Source organism: Lysobacter sp. A378 (assembly GCF_054052125.1).
On the sequence record NZ_JBSVRK010000002.1, the window covers coordinates 488629 to 506466 of the forward strand.

The window sequence follows — 17838 nt, forward strand, 5'->3', positions numbered from 1 at the left end:
GACAGCAATGGAACCGACACCCACCTTCGCCACTGTCAACGGCGTGCGCCTGCACTACCGCGTCGATGGCCGCGCCGACGGCCCGTGGCTGACCTTCTGCAATTCGCTGGGCACCGATCTGACGATGTGGGACCGTCAGATCGAAGTGCTCGGCGAGCACTTCCGCATCCTGCGTTACGACCGTCGCGGCCATGGCCGTTCGGCCACGCCACCCGCGCCGTACTCGATCGACGACCTCGGCCGCGACGTGCTCGGGCTGCTCGATTCGCTGGGCATCGCCAGCACCCATTACTGCGGCCTGTCGATCGGCGGGCTGGTCGGGCAATGGCTGGCGGTCAACGCCCCCGATCGGCTCCACCGGCTGGTGCTGTGCAGCACCGCCGGCAAGATCGGCACCGAAGACGGCTGGCTGGCGCGCATCGACCAGGTTCGGGCGAACGGCATGGAGTCGATCGCCGATGGCACGGTCAGCCGCTGGTTCACGCCGGCGTTCGCCGCGGCCGAACCGGAGGCGGTCGAACAGACGCTGGAACGCCTGCGGCAGATCCCGGTGGAGGGCTACGCCGGTTGCTGCCATGCGCTGATCGGTGCCGATTTCCGCGACACGCTGGCGGGCGTCGCGACGCCGGTGCTGGCGCTGGCCGGTAGCCAGGATCCGGTGACCACGCCGGCCGACCTGCAGGCCATCGCGCACCGGGTTGCCGATGGACGCTACGCCGAAATCGAGGGGCGCCATATCTGCAACCTGGAGTCCCCCGATGCCTTCAACCAGGCGCTGACCGGCTTCCTGCTGCCATAGCCATAGTCATTGACTGCGGCGATGTGCGTACTGGTGGCCCGGGTGGATCAGATACCCTTGGCGAATGCCTGCTGGAAAGCACCACGACATTGAGATTCGGTTTATGAGCAACACGTACTGTCCGTCAGCACGTTGCAGGCGGCGCCTGCGGCTGCATTGGCTCGCACTCCTGTTGGTGCCGGGGATTGCGCAATCGCAATCATCCTCGCCGCCGCCATCGTCGGGGGGCGATACGCAATTGGCTCCTGTGGTGGTCACCGCCACCCGCATCCCGGCGGACGCACTGGTGGTACCCGCGGCGATCGACGTCATCAGTGCCGATGAGATCCAGCGTGCGCAACCGAAAATAGACCTGTCGGAAACCCTGCAGCGAGTGCCCGGCGTGGTCGCCCGCGACCGCCAGAACTACGCCCAGGATCTGCAGATATCGATCCGGGGCTTTGGTGCGCGTGCCAGCTTCGGCGTGCGCGGCATACGCCTGTACACCGATGGCATTCCGGCCACGATGCCCGACGGTCAGGGGCAGGTGTCGCACTTCCCGCTCGAATCGGCCGAACGTATCGAGGTGCTGCGCGGGCCCTTCTCGGCGTTGTATGGCAACGCATCCGGTGGTGTCATCTCGCTGTTCACCGCAGACGCACCGGTGAACCCGCTGCTGCGCGCCGGCATGGTTGCCGGGGAAGACGGACTGCGGCGCTCGGCACTGTCGTTCCACACGCCCTGGGGCCGCGACGAGCAGGGCAGCTTCCTGGTCGACCTGGTCGATGTCGAGGATCAAGGCTATCGCCACCACAGCGCCGCGCGCCGGCGTAGCGGCCAGGCGCTGCTGAAAGGGACGTATGGCGATGGGGGACGCTACACGGTGCTGTTCAACGGGCTGGACCTGCAGGCGGACGACCCGCAGGGTCTGACCGCGCAGCAGCTGCAGGGAGACCGGCGCGCCGCCAGCGACGGCGCACTGGCTTACGATATCGACAAGTCGGTACGCCAGAGCCAGTTTGGTGCGCATGTCGTGCAGCCGATCTCATCAGAGCATGAGTTGGCGGTGACCGCCTATGGCGGCAATCGGGCGACCGCGCAGATGTTGTCGGTCCCTGCCGCGGTCCAGCGCAATACACCCTTGCACAACGGTGGCGTGATCGACCTGGACCGGGATTACCACGGCATCGATGCGCGCTGGCTCTGGACGACCGAGTTATGGGAGCGGCCGTTCTCGTTGACCTCGGGGGTCGAGTACGAGGTTTCCGAGGAGCACCGTCGAGGCTATGAGAACTTCGCCGGCGACCAGCTCGGCGTGATCGGGGCGCTACGCCGTGACGAGATCAACCAGGTGTCCGGACGCGACGTCTACCTGCAAGCGAACTGGGAGCCGGCGGACCGCTGGCGGATCAACGTGGGCGCGCGCCGCAGCCAGGTGCGGTTCCGGTCAAGCGATCGCTTCATCACCGACATCAACCCCGATGACAGCGGCGCGTTGTCCTACTCGCGGACCTCACCTGTCGCCGGCGTGCTCTATCGCGCCACCCCGTGGATGAGCCTGTACGCCAATGCCGGTGGCGGCTTCGAGACGCCAACCTATTCGGAGTTGGCATACCGCAGTGACGGGTTGAGCGGGTTGAACGATACCCTGGCACCGGCGCGTAGCCACAACTACGAGATCGGCCTGCGCGCGCGCCAGGACCGACTGCAATATTCCGCTGCCGCGTTTGTCAGCCGTACCCGGGACGAGCTGGTCGTGGTGGCCAACCTGGGCGGACGCAGCGTGTACGACAACGCCGGGCTTACGCGCCGTCGCGGGGTGGAACTGGCGTTATCGGGAGAACTCTCCCCTCGCTGGCATTTTTCCTCGGCCTACACCTTCCTCGACGCGCGCTATCTGAGTGATTTCGCTGTTTGCGCCACGCCGCCTTGCGCGCCCGGTGATGCGCGCGATGAGCTGCTGATCCAGGGCGGACGGCATATCCCGGGACTGGCGCGGCATGTCGCCTGGGCCGAGTTGCGCTGGAGCCCGCAGGAGGCCATCGACGTCATGCTGGACGGTCAGTTCGTGGATCGCGTCTATGTCAATGACGACAACAGCGAATCTGCTCCGGCCTATGCCAGTTTCGCCCTGGCCGCCGAGCGCCGATTCCAACTGGGTGGCTTCGACTGGCGAGGCTTTGCCCGGGTCAACAACCTGTTCGACCGGGACATCATCGGTTCGGTGATCGTCAACGCCGGCGGCGGGCGCTATTACGAGCCATCACCCGGACGCAACTGGATGCTTGGCCTGGACGTGACCTGGTCGTTCGACTGACCAGGCCGCGCCGGCGGCCCGGGCGTTACCGGGGCAGGGTGTCGATACGCAACACCGGATAGAGGTTGTAGCGCTGGTCCCACGAGGAGTGGCGGCGGTAGAAGAAGTCCAGCCGGGCACGCGGGCTGGCGGCGAACTCGGCGTCCTCGCGCAGGCGCTGGTCAAACACGGCCTTCAACTCCGGGTCCGCTGCGAGCATCTCGCGGGCGACCTGTTCGGCGACATAGGGCTCCATGTATTCCTTGCGCTCGAAGGCATTGTTGAACTCGCCCCATGCAGCCAGCGAGTCCGGCGCCTGCGGCTCCAGGATGTGCATCACCAGTCGCGCCTTGGGCTGGGCGATGGGCACCAGCAAGGCACCGGCGTTGACATCGCGCGTCTCCGGTTGCCATTGCCCCTCGAGGTCAAGACGCTGGTGGCCTTCATAGGATGACTCACCGAACTTGGTGGCCTGGGCCCGGAAGATTTCGACTTTCGCATTCGACAAGCCCTGTTCAAGCCGGCGGTAGTCGATGTCGTGCCGGTCGAGCCGCTTGGCGACCCAGCCGGCATGGGCGGCCGGTACCAGGTAGCCCCCCTTGGGCGCATTGACCACCAGCGCGGGACGGAGCTCGTCGCATAGTGGCACCTTCCAGGTCTGCGGCTGGTTCTCGTCGTAGCGGGTCATGGTCGCGCCGGAGATCTCCGACGGCGTACGGGTATAGGCGTAGCCCTCGAAATCGATGGTGTGGCAGTTGGCGCTGGCATCGAAGGTGAGCGGTACCGGATCACCGCCCAGTGCAAGCGCGCGTGTGTCGGCGGCGCTGGCCAACTGTTGCCACTGCCCGCCGTGTTGGGCGACCTGCTGCAGCACCGCGATGATCGCGTCATGGGTGGTCTTTACCCGGTGCGGATAGTCCTTCCAGGAGTGGGTCTCGACCAGCATCCCGAGACGGTTGCGCAGGCGCATGTAACCCTGCGAGAACCTCGGGGTGGCAACGCCGTCGACAAAGCCGGAGGCCGGGTTGTCTTCTTCCACGAACGAGGGATAGAACGGCAGCGGCATTGCGCCATGGTCGGCGAGATAATCGATGGTGCCCTGGCGCAGGGTGCTGCCGGCCTGGCGCAGCGCCTGGTCGCCACTGTTGACCGGCTCCACCTGGATCGACACGTCGTGCTGGAATTTCGCGCCGTTTGTGACGTGCAGGTCGACATACACCAGCGGGTCCCACTGGTTGATCAACGCCAGCATTGCCTGCATCTCCGGCGCGTCGGCTTTCACATAGCCGCGATTGAGGTTGTAGTTCTGCGCGGTGGTGCGCCAGCCCATCTGCTCGGGCCCGCGCTGGTTGGGGCGGTTCCATGCGCCGAATCGCTCATGGCCGTCGACATTGAACACCGGGACAAACAGGAACACCTGCTGCTTGAGCACATCCGCGGCGATCTTACCGTCGAGCATCTCGCGCAGGGCCAGGAAGCCGGCGTCCTTGCCATCGATCTCGCCGGCGTGGATGCCGCCCTGGATCAGGGTCACGGGCAGGTGCTGCTCGCGCGCCGCCTCGGCGGAGAACGTGCCGCTCTGCGATACCACCAGCAGCTTCATCGGCCGACCTTCCGGGGTAGTGCCGAAGGTCTCGCAGCGCACGGCTTCCGGATACTGCGCGGCGAATGCATCGCACAGTTCCAGCACCTCCGCATAGCGTCCGGTCTGGATGAAGCCGCTGCGTTCGGACACCGTGGTTAACTGCGCGGTAGTCAACGGCGCGTGCTGGGCGAAAGCGGGAAGGGTGGCGGCCAACAGCAGGCAAAGCAGGGCGGGGCGGAGTTCGCGGGAGCGGGTCATCGGCAGGCTTCGTGTATTGGATCGGCCAATGTTACCCCGCGACCGTGGCGAGTCGGTTAGCCTTGCCCCTTCGCCAAAAAGACTCAAACAGGATTGCCTGACCCATGCTGACCCTCATCCTGATCGCAGTAACCGTGCTGGTTTCCTGGCTGGCGTTTGACCGTCCGCGCCTGCTTGATCGCCTGATCCTGTGGCCGCCGGCGATTGATCGCCAGAAGCAGTACGACCGGCTGCTGACCCACGGCTTCATCCACGCGGACTGGCAGCACCTGCTGTTCAACATGATCACCCTGTTCTTTTTTGGACGGGCGACCGAGCGTTTGATCGTCGAGATGATCGGCCCACTGGGCTTCGTGCTGTTTTATCTGTCGGCGATCGTGATTGCGATCCTGCCGACCTACCTGCAGCACCGCAACGACGCGCACTATCGCAGCCTGGGTGCCTCGGGCGCGGTATCGGCGGTGTTGTTCGCCTTCATCCTGGTGCAGCCGTGGTCGCTGATCTTCGTGTTTTTCCTGCCGGTGCCCGCCATTGTCTACGGCGTGTTCTTCGTCGGCTATTCGTACTGGATGGATCGCCAGGGTGGCGGTCGCACCAACCACAGCGCGCATTTGTCCGGCGCGATCTACGGCGTGTTGTTCATGTTGTTCATGGCGCCGCAGATCGGCCCGTACTTTATCCAGCGCCTGATGAACCCGTCGTTCGGTTGATGCCTCAGCCGGCAATGGCCTCGCCATCATTGCCATAGGTCTGCAACAGGCGCTCGTAAACCAGCGCGTCGATGCGGGCGAGTTCACCGCTGTCGTCGTTGTCGCCCAGTTCGTAGAGCCGGGCGACCAGTGCGTCGTCGCTGTAGGCATCATTGGTGTGTGGATTCAGGACATCCATGACTATCTCCGTGAGTGGCCTCATCAGCTTCCGGTGGTCGGAACCTTGTACCCAGGAGGAACGCAGGTTCCATGCCATCAGCGCGGTCAGGAGGGTCACAGTGATGTGTGACACGGTGAAATGACCTTCCGCGTCACACTCGGCCGTGAAGGTGCCGGCGTTGCCGTCGGCGGTCGATGCTCACTCCGTATAAATACGATCCGTGGTATCGATCAGCCGTCACATCACAGCGTGACGTGACGGCGCACACCGGAACCCTCGTTGGCGCGCCCCTCGACTATCTAGATGGAGGACTGTATGGCCACGACCTCAGCGCGAAAGACCACCAGCAAGGCGGCAACGAAGAAGACCGCGATAAAGAAAACGGCTGCGAAGAAGGCAGCCGTGAAAAAAGCGGCCGTGAAAAAAGCCGCTCCGAAGAAGGCGGCAGCGAAAAAGCCGGCAGCGAAGAAAACGGCTGCGAGGAAAATGGCTGCGAGGAAAACAGCGGTGAAGAAAGCAGCTGTGAAGAAGCCGGCTGCGAAGAAGCCGGCGGTGAAGAAGGCTGCGGTGAAGAAGGCGGTGACGAAGAAAACCGCAATGAAGAAGACGCCGACGAAGAAAGCAGCCGTGAAGAAGACGGCCACGAAAAAGACTGCCGCGAAAAAGACTGCCGCGAAAAAGACCGCCGCGAAGAAGCCAGTGGCCAGAAAGGCCGTGGCGAAGAAATCGCCAGCCAAAACAGCGACAGCAAAGAAAAGCGCCAAGCGACGCCGGATCACTCCCGAACGGGCGCTTGCCAATACCCGCGAACTGCTGGAGGCCAAACAGGCGCGCGACCGCGAGCCACAGCCGTGGCAGTCGCTGGATCCAGAGCACGAACATCAGCCAAGCGAAGGCTTCCAGTCACCCGCCGCCGCGGACCGCGCCGAAGAGTTGCACGCAGGCGAGAGTCGGATGTCCGCCATCCAGGGCAGCGTCAGCACGCATGATCGACACAATCAGGGAAAACGCGACAACCGTTGACGCATGCCGGAGCACTTTCATTCAGTGAGTAGCACAGACATGTCCAGTCCCAGTCCCAGTCCCGATATGCCGGCGGTGGTGGTTCGCCATGACGCCGCCGGTTCACGCTTTGTCACCACCGTTGATGGCGTCGATGGGGTGCTTGACTACCAGCGCCGCGGCGACTTGATGGTCCTCACCCACACCGGCGTACCCGAGGCGATAGGCGGGCGCGGCATCGCCGGGAAACTGACCTTGGAGGCGTTCGAACACGCCCGCAGCGAGGGCCTGAAGGTACGTCCGGACTGTGCCTACGCCGCTGCGTGGGTCAAACGCCACCCCGAGTACCGCCCGCTGTTGGCGTAGACTGGCCGGCCGCCAAACCCTGTGCAACCCACCATGCGTCTGAACAAACACATCAGCGAGAGCGGTTTCTGCTCGCGCCGCGAAGCTGATCGCCTGATCGCCGAAGGGCGGGTCACGGTCAACGGATTGCGCGGCAGGGTCGGCTCGGAGGTGGGCGAGGGTGACGAAGTCAAGGTCGATGGCCAGGCGTTGCGTGTGCGCGCGGTCCCCAAGGGGCAGCGGAAGCACGTCTATATCCTGCTCAACAAGCCCGTTGGCATTACCTGCACGACCGAGTCCGCGGTGGATGGCAATATCGTGGACTTCGTTGGCCACGAACGCCGGATTTTCCCGATTGGCCGTCTCGACAAGGATTCCGAGGGCCTGATCCTGTTGACCAGCAATGGCGATATCGTCAATGAGATCCTGCGCGCCGAAAACAAGCTGGAGAAGGAATACCTGGTCGCGGTCAACCATGAGGTGACCCCCGAGTTCCTGCGCGCGATGGCCAAGGGCGTCCCGCTCCACGGTCAAACGACGTTGCCCTGCAAGACCAGCAAGTTGGGTCGGTCCGGCTTCCGTATTGTGCTCGTGCAGGGCTTGAACCGGCAAATCCGGCTGATGGCGGCTTACTTCAAGTTCCGGGTCAAGCAGTTGATCCGCGTGCGCATCGGCAACGTCAAGCTGGGGCGGATGAAAACCGGCCAATGGCGCAACCTCACCGACGCCGAACTTCACGGACTGCTGCCGCAACGCACTGATTGGTAACGACACTTCGCTTTATCCCGTCTGCATCCGGACGTCACATGAATGGCGTTAAGGTCCGTCCAAACAGGAGGGGCCAATTCCATGCGACAAATCGGGATCAATGGTGTTTTCGCGGTCGCGTTGCTGGCCTCGCTCGCGGCCTGTGAGCGTTCGCCGCAATCGCCAACCGAAGTGACCGGTCCCACGGCGGGTCCGGACATCGCCTCGACACCCGCGGTGGGTGCGCCGGCGGCAGATGTAGCGCTTGATGACGTGATGGAGTCGACCGGGGACTACATCATCGGTATCAGCTATCCGTCGTCGGCCGGGAATTACCCGGAGCTGGCGGCACTGCTCAAGGCTTACGCGGAGGCTGCCCGCACGCAGTTGCTGCAGGCGGTGGCGTCGCGTCCCCAGGACAGCAGTGCGATCTACGATCTGTCGCTTGATTTCACCGAAGTGCTGGACAGTCCCGAGCTGGTTGCCTACTCCGCGGATGGCAGCAGTTATACCGGTGGCGCCCATGGTGTGCCGTTGCTGGAGCGATTCGTGTGGTTGCCCGACCAGGATGAGCGACTGACGGCCGCACGGTTGATTCCGGACGCCGAAGGTTGGCAGGCGGTTTCCCGACAGGTGCGCGAACAGCTGCATGCCGCCTTGTCACAACGGGCCGATGCCGATGAACTGCCGCCTGCCCAAAGGGCCGAGCTGGTGCGCAGTGCAGGTGGGATGATCGATGAAGGCACCACCGCGGATCCGGAGAACTTCGCGCAGTTCGAACCGGTTGCCGGCGCCGATGGCAAGCTGGTCGCGCTGCGTTTTGTCTTCGCGCCCTACCAGGTGGGGCCGTATTCCGACGGCGTGCAGACGGTGGAGATACCGGCGGCTGTGTTGCTGCCCCATGTCGCACCGCAATACCGTCGGTTGTTCCAGGGCGGCGCCCCGCGTTAATCCTTTGCGATCACAAAAAAAGCCGCCCGGATTGCGCCGGGCGGCCTTGGTCATGCAAGCGGAACGTTACTGCTTCGGCACGTCTGGCACCACGGCGTCATCCGATACCGGTGCATCCAGGCCGCGACGCACCAGCAGCGGCTGGATCTGCGGCTCATGGCCGACGAAGTCGCGGAACAGCTGCAACGCGTCCTTGCTGCCACCTTGCGAGAGCAGGGTTTCGCGGAAATGGTCGCCGTTCTCGCGAGTCAGGCCACCGTTGGCTTTGATGTATCCCACGGTGTTGGCGTCCAGCACTTCCGACCAGATATAGGCGTAATAGCCGGCGGCATAACCCCCCATGATGTGACTGAAATACGGGGTCTTGTAGCGCGGCGGAACCGGCGCGTAGTCGGTGCCGTTGGCTTTCAGGGCAGCGGCTTCGAACGCCATCACACCATCGGCCTCGGGGATCTTGTCCGCACCGATCTGATGCCAGCTCTGGTCAAGCATTGCCGCACCCAGGTACTCGGTGGTGGCGAAACCCTGGTTGAACTTCGAGGTCGCCAGCACCTTGTCCAGCAGCTCTTTGGGCATCGCCTCGCCGGTCTCGTAGTGCTTGGCGTAGTTGGCCAGCACCGACGGCCAGTCGGACCACATCTCGTTGACCTGGGACGGGAACTCGACGAAGTCGCGTGGCACGCTGGTGCCGCTGAAGTACGGGTACTTCACGTCGGAGAACATGCCATGCAGGGCGTGGCCGAACTCGTGGAACGCGGTGGTGACTTCATCCCACGTCAACAGGGTCGGACCGTTGATTGGCTTGGTGATGTTGAGGTGGTTGGCGACCACCGGCAGGTCTCCAGTCAGCTCGGACTGGTCGACATAGGAGTTCATCCACGCACCACCACGCTTGGTGTCGCGTGCATACATGTCCGCCAGGAAGATCGCCAACTGGGTTCCGTCAGCTTCGAACACGTCGTACACCAGCACATCCGGGTTGTAGACCGGCAGGTCGGTGCGCTGCTTGAAGGTCAGTCCGTAAAGCTGGCCGGCGGCGTAGAAGACGCCGTTTTCGAGCACGTTCTTCATCTCGAAGTACGGCTTCAGCTCGGATTCGTCGAAGTTGAACTTATCCTGGCGCACCTTCTCGGTGTAGTACGCCCAATCCCACGGCTGCAGCTCGAATGTCGGCTCGCCCTTGGCAGACTGTTCCTTGTCGATCATGGCCTGGATGGCAGCACCCTCGAGCTTGGCGTTGGCCACCGCAGCTGGTGCCAGCTGACCAAGCATGTCGTTCACCGCTTCGGTGGTTTTGGCGGTTTCGTCAGCCAACACGTAGGCGGCGTAGTTGGGGTAACCCATCATCGTCGCCTTCTCGGCGCGCAACTTCATGACATCGGAGACGATGGCGGTGTTGTCGAACTCGTTGCCACGGCTGCCACGAGCGACCGAGGCCTTGAACACGCGCTCGCGCACGTCGCGGTTTTCCAGCTGTGCCAGCGGCGGCTGGCCCGTGGTGTTGAGCAGGGCGATGAGGTACTTGCCATCCAGGTCACGATCCTTGGCGGCAGCCGCAGCGGCGGCGATCTGCTCGTCGGTCAGCCCGGCGAGTTTCTCCTTGCTGTCGACAACGACGGCGGAGTCATTCACCTCGGCCAGCACGTTCTGGTTGAACTGGGTGCCGAACACGGCCAATTCGGAGTTGATCTCCTTCAGGCGGGTCTTGTCGGCATCGGACAACTCGGCGCCGGCGCGGACGAAATCGGTGTGGTAACGCTCGATCAGGCGCACGCCCTCGGGCTCCAGGCCCAGGCTGTCGCGGGTTTCGTACAGCTTCTGGACGCGCGCAAACAGCTGCGGGTTCAGCGAAATGGCATCGCGATGCGCCGACAGCTTGGGCGCGTACTCGGCCTGGATCGCCTTGCGTGCATCGTTGGTGTCGACACCGACCAGACTGAAGAATGCGGTCGCGGTGCGCTGCAGGATGTCGCCGGATTTCTCCAGCGCGATGATGGTGTTGTCGAACGTGGGCGCTTCGTCATTGCTGGCGATCGCCTCGATCTGCTCGAGGTGCTCGGCCATGCCGCGATCGAAGCCGGGGCCGAAGTCGGCGTCATCGATCTTGTCGAAGCGCGGGTAGTGCAGCGGCAGATCGCTTTCGGTGAAAAACGGGTTGCTGGCGTCGGTCACGGCGGTATCGGCCTTGGATTCGGACTGGGCGGTGTCGCCCTTGGCAGCGTCAGACTGTGCGCAGGCGGACAAGCTGGCGGTCAGCGCTATGGCCAACGCCAGCGCAAGTGGATGCTTCATCGGACATAACCTCGTCAGTGGGAACCCGAAGCCTAACGCATGCCGCCGGCTGCCACCCATGACAAAAGCCACGGGCGCACCACCGTCGTGTTCAGCGGCTGTCCTTGGCGCGAGCGAAGGCGGCGGCCAGTGCGTTGTTGGCCGGCGGTGCAGACGCCGGCTTGGCCGGGCTGGACCGGTGTGGCTTGACCGGGACGTTGCGAGGCTGGCGGTCCTGGTGCTGCGGCGCCGGTGGGGCAGCGTCCTCCAGGCGGCAGGTCAACGCGACCCGCTTGCGTGGGATATCGACTTCCAGCACCCGCACCTTGATCACGTCGCCGGCCTTGACCACCTCGCGCGGGTCCTTGACGTAGCGGTTGGCCAGCGCCGAGATGTGCACCAGCCCGTCCTGGTGGACCCCGATATCGACGAACGCGCCAAACGCGGCGACGTTGCTGACCACGCCTTCCAGGATCATCCCGACCTTGAGGTCCTTGAGTTGCTCGATGCCGTCGGCAAATCGCGCGGCCTTGAACTCGGGCCGCGGGTCGCGACCGGGCTTTTCCAGTTCCTTGAGGATGTCGCGCACGGTCGGCAAGCCGAATTTGTCGTCGGTGTATTGCTCGGCGTGCAAGCTGCGCAGGAACGACGCATCGCCGATCAGCTGCTTCACCTCGCGCCCGCATTGCTTGACGATCCGCTGTACCACCGGATACGCCTCCGGATGCACCGATGAGCCATCCAGTGGCTGGTCGGCGTTGGCCACGCGCAGGAAGCCGGCGCACTGCTCGAAGGTCTTCTCGCCCAGTCGCGGCACCTTCATCAGCTGTTTGCGGCTGGCGAACGCGCCGTTCTGGTCGCGGTAGACCACGATGTTCTCGGCCACGGTCGCACCCAGTCCCGACACCCGGGCCAGCAAAGCGGCCGAGGCGGTGTTCACGTCGACACCCACGGCGTTCACGCAATCCTCGACCCGCGCATCCAGCGCGCGTGCGAGCCGGTAGCCGTCCACGTCGTGCTGGTACTGGCCGACACCAATGGCCTTGGGCTCGATCTTGACCAACTCGGCCAGCGGATCCTGCAGCCGGCGGGCGATCGACACCGCGCCGCGCAGCGAAACGTCCAGTCCGGGAAACTCCTTGGCCGCGAATTCCGAGGCCGAATACACCGACGCACCGGCCTCGCTGACGACGATTTTCTGCATCGTCGGCTCGGGTGCCAGCTTGATCAGATCGCCGGCGAGCTTGTCGGTCTCGCGCGAGGCGGTGCCATTGCCGATCGCAATCAGTTGCACCGCATGCTTCGCGCATAGGGCACGCAACACATGCAACGAGCCGTCCCACTGGTTGCGCGGCTGGTGCGGGAAGATGGTGTCGGTCGCGACCAGCTTGCCGGTCGCATCCACGACCGCGACCTTGACCCCGGTGCGCAGGCCAGGATCCAGCCCGAGCACGGCCTTCGGCCCGGCCGGAGCCGCCAGCAGCAGGTCCTTGAGATTGTCGCCGAACACCGCGATCGCCTCGGCCTCGGCCTTCTCCCGGGCCTGGCCGAACAGGTCCAGCATCAGGTGCAGGTGGAGTTTGGCCTTCCAGGCCAGGCGGCAGGCGTTGTGCAACCACGCGTCCGCTGGCCGGCCCTGGTCGCGGATGCCGGCATGGTGTGCGACCCGGGCGATGGCCTGGGCGTGGCCGGTCTCCGCGTTCGTGCCCGGGTCCAGGTCGAGCTGGATGAATTCCTCGCGACGGGCGCGAAACAGCGCCAGCAACCGGTGCGAGGGGATTTTCGCCAACGATTCGGCGTGATCGAAGTAGTCGCGGTATTTCGCGCCGTCGTTTTCCTTGCCTTCGATCACCCGGGCGCGGATGACGCCCGCCTCGGTGAGCCAGTTGCGCAGCTCGCCGACCAACGCGGCGTCCTCGCCCCAGCGCTCCATCAGGATCGCGCGTGCGCCTTCCAACGCCGCCTTCGCATCGGCAATGCCCTTTTCGTCATCGACGAAGCCCGACGCGACTACCTCGGGCACCTGGCTGGGGTCGGACAGCAGTCCGTCGGCGAGCGGCTCCAGGCCGGCCTCACGCGCAATCTGGGCGCGGGTCCGGCGCTTGGTCTTGTAGGGCAGGTACAGGTCCTCAAGACGCGATTTACTGTCGGCAGCCTCGATGTCGGCGCGCAGTTCGTCGGTCAGCTTGCCTTGCTCCTCGATGCTGGCCAGCACGCTCGCCCGACGATCCTCCAACTCGCGAAGATAGATCAACCGGGTTTCCAGGTTGCGCAGTTGGGTGTCATCCAGACCCTCGGTCACCTCTTTGCGGTAGCGCGCGATGAACGGCACCGTCGCACCGTCGTCCAGCAAGCCGATTGCAGCGATGACCTGGCTGGGCCGGGCGTCAATTTCGCGGGCGATCAGGTGGGCGATCTGGTTTGCAAACCGGGAGCTGAGTTCAGACATTGAGGAGACGACCTTGGAGAAGCACGAGCCCATGGCGGGCAGGGTGGTCGATTGTGGCGGCGGATGCGCCGCGGGGAAAGGTGTTGACAGCCGCGATGAAGGCAGCGACCTAAACGTCTGGTCGGCAGTGTCCGAGGCTTTGACGCGATGGGAACAACGGTAATTTAGTGACGCAAATCACAAAAACGAAAGTGCGTCGAGCACATCGCTCATGTCCGACCTCGCTCGGCCGTTGTCGCAGGCATGAGTAAATGGGTTCTGCCTCTGGCGATGTTGTTCGCAACGGCGACGGCCTTTGCGGCTCCAGCGTATCGCCCCGTCGCGCCAATCTCCACGGCGACCGGGGAGTCGGTCGAGACTGTCCTTGAAGATCAGCGCCTGCATGGCTACGAGTCTCCGATGCGCGCCATTGCGCGCTTGCGTGCAGCGCGCGCGCGACAGGGTGGCCGTCTGTCAACGGATGTGGATAGCCGATATTGGGCGGCGATTGCCGGATTGTCCCTGACCGGCCGTGACGCGGAGTCGATGCGGGATGCATTGGTGGCGGCCGAGGAAATCAGCGAGCGCGGCGACTGCCCCGGTTGCCGCGCCCGGTTGCTGGTCCTTCGCGCCGGTGACGCGATGCAGCGCCTGGACTACGAGGTGGCAGGGGACTTGCTTGTCCAGGCGAAACCGCTGGTCGGCTCGAACCCGCAGTTGCGCCTGGAAATGCTCAGGGCAAAGGTCAGGTTCCAGGAGATGATCGGAAACCTGACCGCTTCGATCTCCGGTTCGTTCGACGCGCTGCATTTGGCCCAATCGCTGGGAAACACCGCGGACCGGGTCGAGTTGTTGAACCGGCTTGCGCGAATGAACGCGATTCTGGGTAACGAGGTCCAGGCGCTTGCGTTTACCGAAGAAGCCTTGGCAATCGCCGAGTCGATCGGTTTCGTCCATGCCATTGCCGCGTTGCACATCACCCGGAGCCATGCCTACGCCAAGGCCGGGCAAGGCGACAAGCAACTCGAGGCGCTCACGAAAGCCCTGGCGATCACGCAGGCTCACGAGGGGCTGAGTGACGCCGAAGTCACCATTCTTTCCAACCTTGCCGACCATTACCTGAAACCCGGTGGCTACGCACAGGCGCTGGCGTATGCGAGCCGCGCCGCCGCCCTCGCCGTGAAGACGGGCAACGATAACGGCCTTGCCGTGGCGATGGCCAACCAGGGCATCGCGATGAGCGGCCTGGGCGATGTGGAGGCAGGGGTCCACACGCTGGAGCAATCGGTGGCGTTGGCCAGACGCCAGGGCAATATCGTCTACGAGATCGTGATCTCCGATGAACTGGTGCGGATCCTGGAGCAGGCAGGGCATTACAAGGAGGCTCTGCAGGCCGTGCATGAAGCGCAGGCGGCCAACGACAAGCTGACCCTCCAGGAGCGTGAAAAAGCGGTTCTGGAATTGCAGGTCAAGTACGACCAGGAACGCAAGAGCAGTGAAATCCAGCGCCTGTCCGCGCAGGCCGAACTGCGCAAGGCCGCCGTCGCCGCGCGCAATTGGCGCCAGCGCCTGTGGGTCGTGGTGGCGATCGCGTCGATTCTCGCTGCGCTCTTGCTGGTGCAGCGGCTGCGGCGTACCCGGCATGCAAATCGACGACTCGCCGTGGACAATGCCACCCTCACCGAGAAATCGGTGCGCGACGAGCTGACAGGAGCATTCAACCGGCGCCATTTTCACGCGCTGATGGCGCGGGTGGCAACGAGTCGCAACGGTGCCTTGCAGGAGCAAGGCGCGCGTTCCGGCATTGGCCTGATGCTATTGGACGTCGACCATTTCAAGACGATCAACGATACCCATGGCCATGCCGCCGGCGATGCGGTATTGGTCGAGCTGACCCGGCGCCTGCAGTCAGGGTTGCGCGAGCAGGATGCGTTGGTGCGTTGGGGCGGGGAGGAGTTCGTGCTGGTTTTGTCGGGTGTTCCGGCAGGCGGGATGGTCGTGCTGGCGCAGCGGATATTGCTGGCCATCGCAGGTGAGCCGGTCGAAGTCGGCAGCGATGCGATCAGTGTCACCGCGTCGCTTGGCGGCGTTGTATTTTCCGGCGGCAGCGAACGGCAATGGCAGGATGCCTTGCGGCTGACCGATGCGGCGATGTACCTGGCCAAGCACCACGGACGCAACTGCGCTATATGCCTGGACGTCAGCCAGGGCAGCATCGAGTCGTGCGATATCGATGAGATCTGCGAGGACCTGGCCGCCGCGGAACGGGCGGGGAAGGTCGAATTGGTGACCTTGTTGGGAGATCGGCAAACTCCGTCATCGGGTCTGCTGTCACCGCTGCCGGTGCCAGCTCCGGGCAAGTTGCGCTGAGGCTCCGGCTACTTCTCCACGAAGGCCCGCTCGAACACGTAATGGCCTGGCACGCCGATGCGGGGTGCCGCGACGAAACCCCGGCCGTCCAGCAGGGCGCGGAAGTCGGACAGCATCTGCGGGCTGCCGCAGATCATTGCCCGGTCGTGCTCCGGGTCGAGCGGCTCCAGGCCGAGGTGCTCCATCATCTGCCCAGTGGCCATCAAATCGGTCATCCGGCCGCGATGGTCGCACCCGTCGAAATGGAAGCTCTCGCGGGTGACCGCCGGGTAGTAGCGGAGTTTTTGCGCGATCGTCTCGCCGAGAAAATCATGCCGCGGCAACTCGTTGAGGATGTAGTCGCGATAGGCGAGATCGTCGGCACGCCGGACACCGTGGGTCAGGATGACCCGATCGAAGCGCTCGTAGGTTTCCGGGTCCTTGATCACCGACAGCCACGGCGCGAAGCCGGTGCCTGTGCCCAGCAGGTACAGGTTGCGACCGGGGTGCAGGTCGTGGATCAGCAGTGTCCCGGTCGGCTTGCGGCCGATCCGGATCGTGTCGCCGGGCTTGATGTGCTGCAATCGGGACGTCAGCGGACCGGAGGCGACCTTGATCGAGAAGAACTCCAGTTGCTCTTCCCAGTTTGCGCTGGCAATCGAGTACGCCCGCATCAATGGCTTGGTCGAGCCATCGGCTTGCGGGATATCCAGGCCGATCATGACGAACTGGCCGTTGTCGAAACGGAAGCCGTTGTCGCGGGTGGTGGTGAAGCTGAAGTAATCGTCCGTCCAGTGACGGACGTCCAGCACGGTTTCGGTGCCGAAGGCAGGGGACATGGCGGATTTAATGCGAGGGGACAGCGCATTTTAGCCGATTGCAGCCCAACGTTCCGGAAGCCGCCCCGGCCATGGGTTCCGGTTCAACGATTCGGGCGACGGTCTGGTCGCGATATCAACCGCGCTTCACGGCTTGTCGCGCATCCTGTCGGCATGGACAAGCCACGCCACACGCTATGGACCATCGGCCACTCGACTCGCGACTGGGACGTGTTCGTCGGCATGTTGCGTGACGCCGATATCCGCACGCTGGGCGACGTGCGCCGGTTTCCCGGTTCGCGCAGAAACCCGCAGTTCTCTGCCGAGACCATGGCGCGCGAATTGCCGCCAACCGGAATCGTCTACCTGCCGATGACCGGGCTGGGAGGCCGTCGCAAGGTCGATCCGCACACCCGCAACACCGCCTGGCGCAATGACAGCTTTCGCGGCTATGCCGATTACATGGAGACCGCCGACTACCAGCGCGCGAGAGACCATCTCGCCGAGCTGGCAGCAAGCCAGCGTGTGGCGATCATGTGCGCCGAGGCGGTCTGGTGGCAGTGTCATCGTGGGTTGATCTCCGATGATTTCAAGGCCCATGGCTGGGAGGTCATCCACTTGATGGCGCCTGGGCGCAGTGACGAACACCCGTACACCTCGGCGGCCAGGATCGTTGATGGAAAACTGGACTATTCCGCGCCCGAGCCGCCGCAGGCCACGCTGTTCTGACGCGGCTGGTGACCGATACGGTATCTGCGCCATGCCTGATCCTGGTCAAGGCAACGCGACCCGATTTCCGCGACCCTGTCGACCAGCGCCCCGAAGACCGTCGGGGCATGCCACCAGATATCAGGAGTGCCGAAGCCATGTTGCTCGATGTAGAAGAAATTACCTGCGACAAGTGCAGTGACGCCATCACGACCGCCATCCAGGCCCAGGATCCCACCGCCCAGGTCACCGTCAATGTCGACCAGAAGCAAGTCCGCGTGGAAGGGCTGCTGACCCAACAACAGGCCATCGATGCGCTCGCGACTGCCGGGTATCCCGCCAGCAATGCGGCACCGCACAGCGGCGAAGGTAGCGACTGCTGCGGCGGTTGCTCCTGATCGGGACCATCGGGATTGGGGAGTGGCGTGTCGC

Annotated in this window: 15 protein-coding genes; 10 read left to right on the plus strand and 5 right to left on the minus strand. The window is 64.1% G+C overall.

Translation table 11 applies throughout. The annotated features are described in order from the left end of the window. The first annotated feature begins 7 nt into the window (after positions 1-7). Both pcaD and ACW7G1_RS08235 read left to right on the plus strand, forming a co-directional pair. Positions 8-799 carry a 3-oxoadipate enol-lactonase gene (gene pcaD / locus ACW7G1_RS08230; RefSeq protein ID WP_456979273.1) on the plus strand — a complete coding sequence of 264 codons (792 nt, stop codon included), beginning with the start codon at positions 8-10 and terminating at the stop codon, positions 797-799. A gap of 250 nt (positions 800-1049) precedes the next feature. Then, positions 1050-3095, plus strand: a complete 2046-nt coding sequence (locus ACW7G1_RS08235) for a TonB-dependent receptor family protein (RefSeq protein WP_456979274.1) — start codon at positions 1050-1052, stop codon at positions 3093-3095. A gap of 25 nt (positions 3096-3120) precedes the next feature. On the opposite strand, the gene ACW7G1_RS08240 is transcribed toward ACW7G1_RS08235, so the two are convergent. Further along, positions 3121-4917, minus strand: a complete 1797-nt coding sequence (locus tag ACW7G1_RS08240; protein ID WP_456979275.1) for a M14 family metallopeptidase — start codon at positions 4915-4917, stop codon at positions 3121-3123. Between the two features lie 104 nt (positions 4918-5021). On the opposite strand from ACW7G1_RS08240, the gene ACW7G1_RS08245 reads away from it, so the two are divergent. Continuing rightward, positions 5022-5627, plus strand: a complete 606-nt coding sequence (locus ACW7G1_RS08245; protein ID WP_456979276.1) for a rhomboid family intramembrane serine protease — start codon at positions 5022-5024, stop codon at positions 5625-5627. Between the two features lie 4 nt (positions 5628-5631). Here ACW7G1_RS08245 and ACW7G1_RS08250 read toward each other — a convergent pair whose 3' ends face one another. Beyond that, complete coding sequence (locus ACW7G1_RS08250; protein ID WP_456979277.1) at positions 5632-5805, minus strand: hypothetical protein; 174 nt, start codon at positions 5803-5805, stop codon at positions 5632-5634. 297 nt (positions 5806-6102) lie between these two features. Between ACW7G1_RS08250 and ACW7G1_RS08255 the strand changes: the two genes are divergently transcribed. The 4 genes from ACW7G1_RS08255 (at position 6103) to ACW7G1_RS08270 (ending at position 8832) form a co-directional block, all read left to right on the plus strand. Next, the gene (locus ACW7G1_RS08255) at positions 6103-6810 is read left to right on the plus strand and encodes a histone H1-like repetitive region-containing protein (protein ID WP_456979278.1); all 708 of its coding nucleotides are present in this window, start codon (positions 6103-6105) and stop codon (positions 6808-6810) included. 39 nt (positions 6811-6849) lie between these two features. Further along, positions 6850-7155 (plus strand): GNAT family N-acetyltransferase, encoded by a 306-nt coding sequence (locus ACW7G1_RS08260; RefSeq protein ID WP_456979279.1) that lies wholly within the window; start codon positions 6850-6852, stop codon positions 7153-7155. Positions 7156-7188: 33 nt separating this feature from the next. Beyond that, positions 7189-7902 carry a pseudouridine synthase gene (locus ACW7G1_RS08265; RefSeq protein ID WP_456979280.1) on the plus strand — a complete coding sequence of 238 codons (714 nt, stop codon included), beginning with the start codon at positions 7189-7191 and terminating at the stop codon, positions 7900-7902. Positions 7903-7983: 81 nt separating this feature from the next. Further along, positions 7984-8832 carry a hypothetical protein gene (locus tag ACW7G1_RS08270; protein ID WP_456979281.1) on the plus strand — a complete coding sequence of 283 codons (849 nt, stop codon included), beginning with the start codon at positions 7984-7986 and terminating at the stop codon, positions 8830-8832. Between the two features lie 66 nt (positions 8833-8898). Here the strand turns inward: ACW7G1_RS08270 and ACW7G1_RS08275 are convergent, their stop codons facing one another. Next, entirely contained in the window at positions 8899-11124 is a 2226-nt protein-coding gene (locus tag ACW7G1_RS08275) for a M3 family metallopeptidase (RefSeq protein WP_456979282.1), read from the minus strand. A gap of 91 nt (positions 11125-11215) precedes the next feature. Then, positions 11216-13552, minus strand: a complete 2337-nt coding sequence (locus ACW7G1_RS08280) for a Tex family protein (protein WP_456979283.1) — start codon at positions 13550-13552, stop codon at positions 11216-11218. Between the two features lie 243 nt (positions 13553-13795). Between ACW7G1_RS08280 and ACW7G1_RS08285 the strand changes: the two genes are divergently transcribed. Continuing rightward, positions 13796-15901: a tetratricopeptide repeat-containing diguanylate cyclase gene (locus ACW7G1_RS08285; RefSeq protein WP_456979284.1), complete on the plus strand. Its 2106-nt coding sequence runs from the start codon at positions 13796-13798 to the stop codon at positions 15899-15901. Between the two features lie 8 nt (positions 15902-15909). Here the strand turns inward: ACW7G1_RS08285 and ACW7G1_RS08290 are convergent, their stop codons facing one another. Next, on the minus strand, positions 15910-16719 hold the full coding sequence (locus ACW7G1_RS08290) for a ferredoxin--NADP reductase (protein ID WP_456979285.1): 810 nt from the start codon (positions 16717-16719) through the stop codon (positions 15910-15912). Between the two features lie 153 nt (positions 16720-16872). Here ACW7G1_RS08290 and ACW7G1_RS08295 point away from each other — a divergent pair, with 153 nt between their 5' ends. Next, positions 16873-17427, plus strand: coding sequence for a DUF488 domain-containing protein (locus tag ACW7G1_RS08295; protein WP_456979286.1), 555 nt, complete (start codon positions 16873-16875; stop codon positions 17425-17427). Between the two features lie 107 nt (positions 17428-17534). Beyond that, the gene (locus tag ACW7G1_RS08300; protein WP_456979287.1) at positions 17535-17804 is read left to right on the plus strand and encodes a heavy-metal-associated domain-containing protein; all 270 of its coding nucleotides are present in this window, start codon (positions 17535-17537) and stop codon (positions 17802-17804) included. Positions 17805-17838 lie beyond the last annotated feature (34 nt).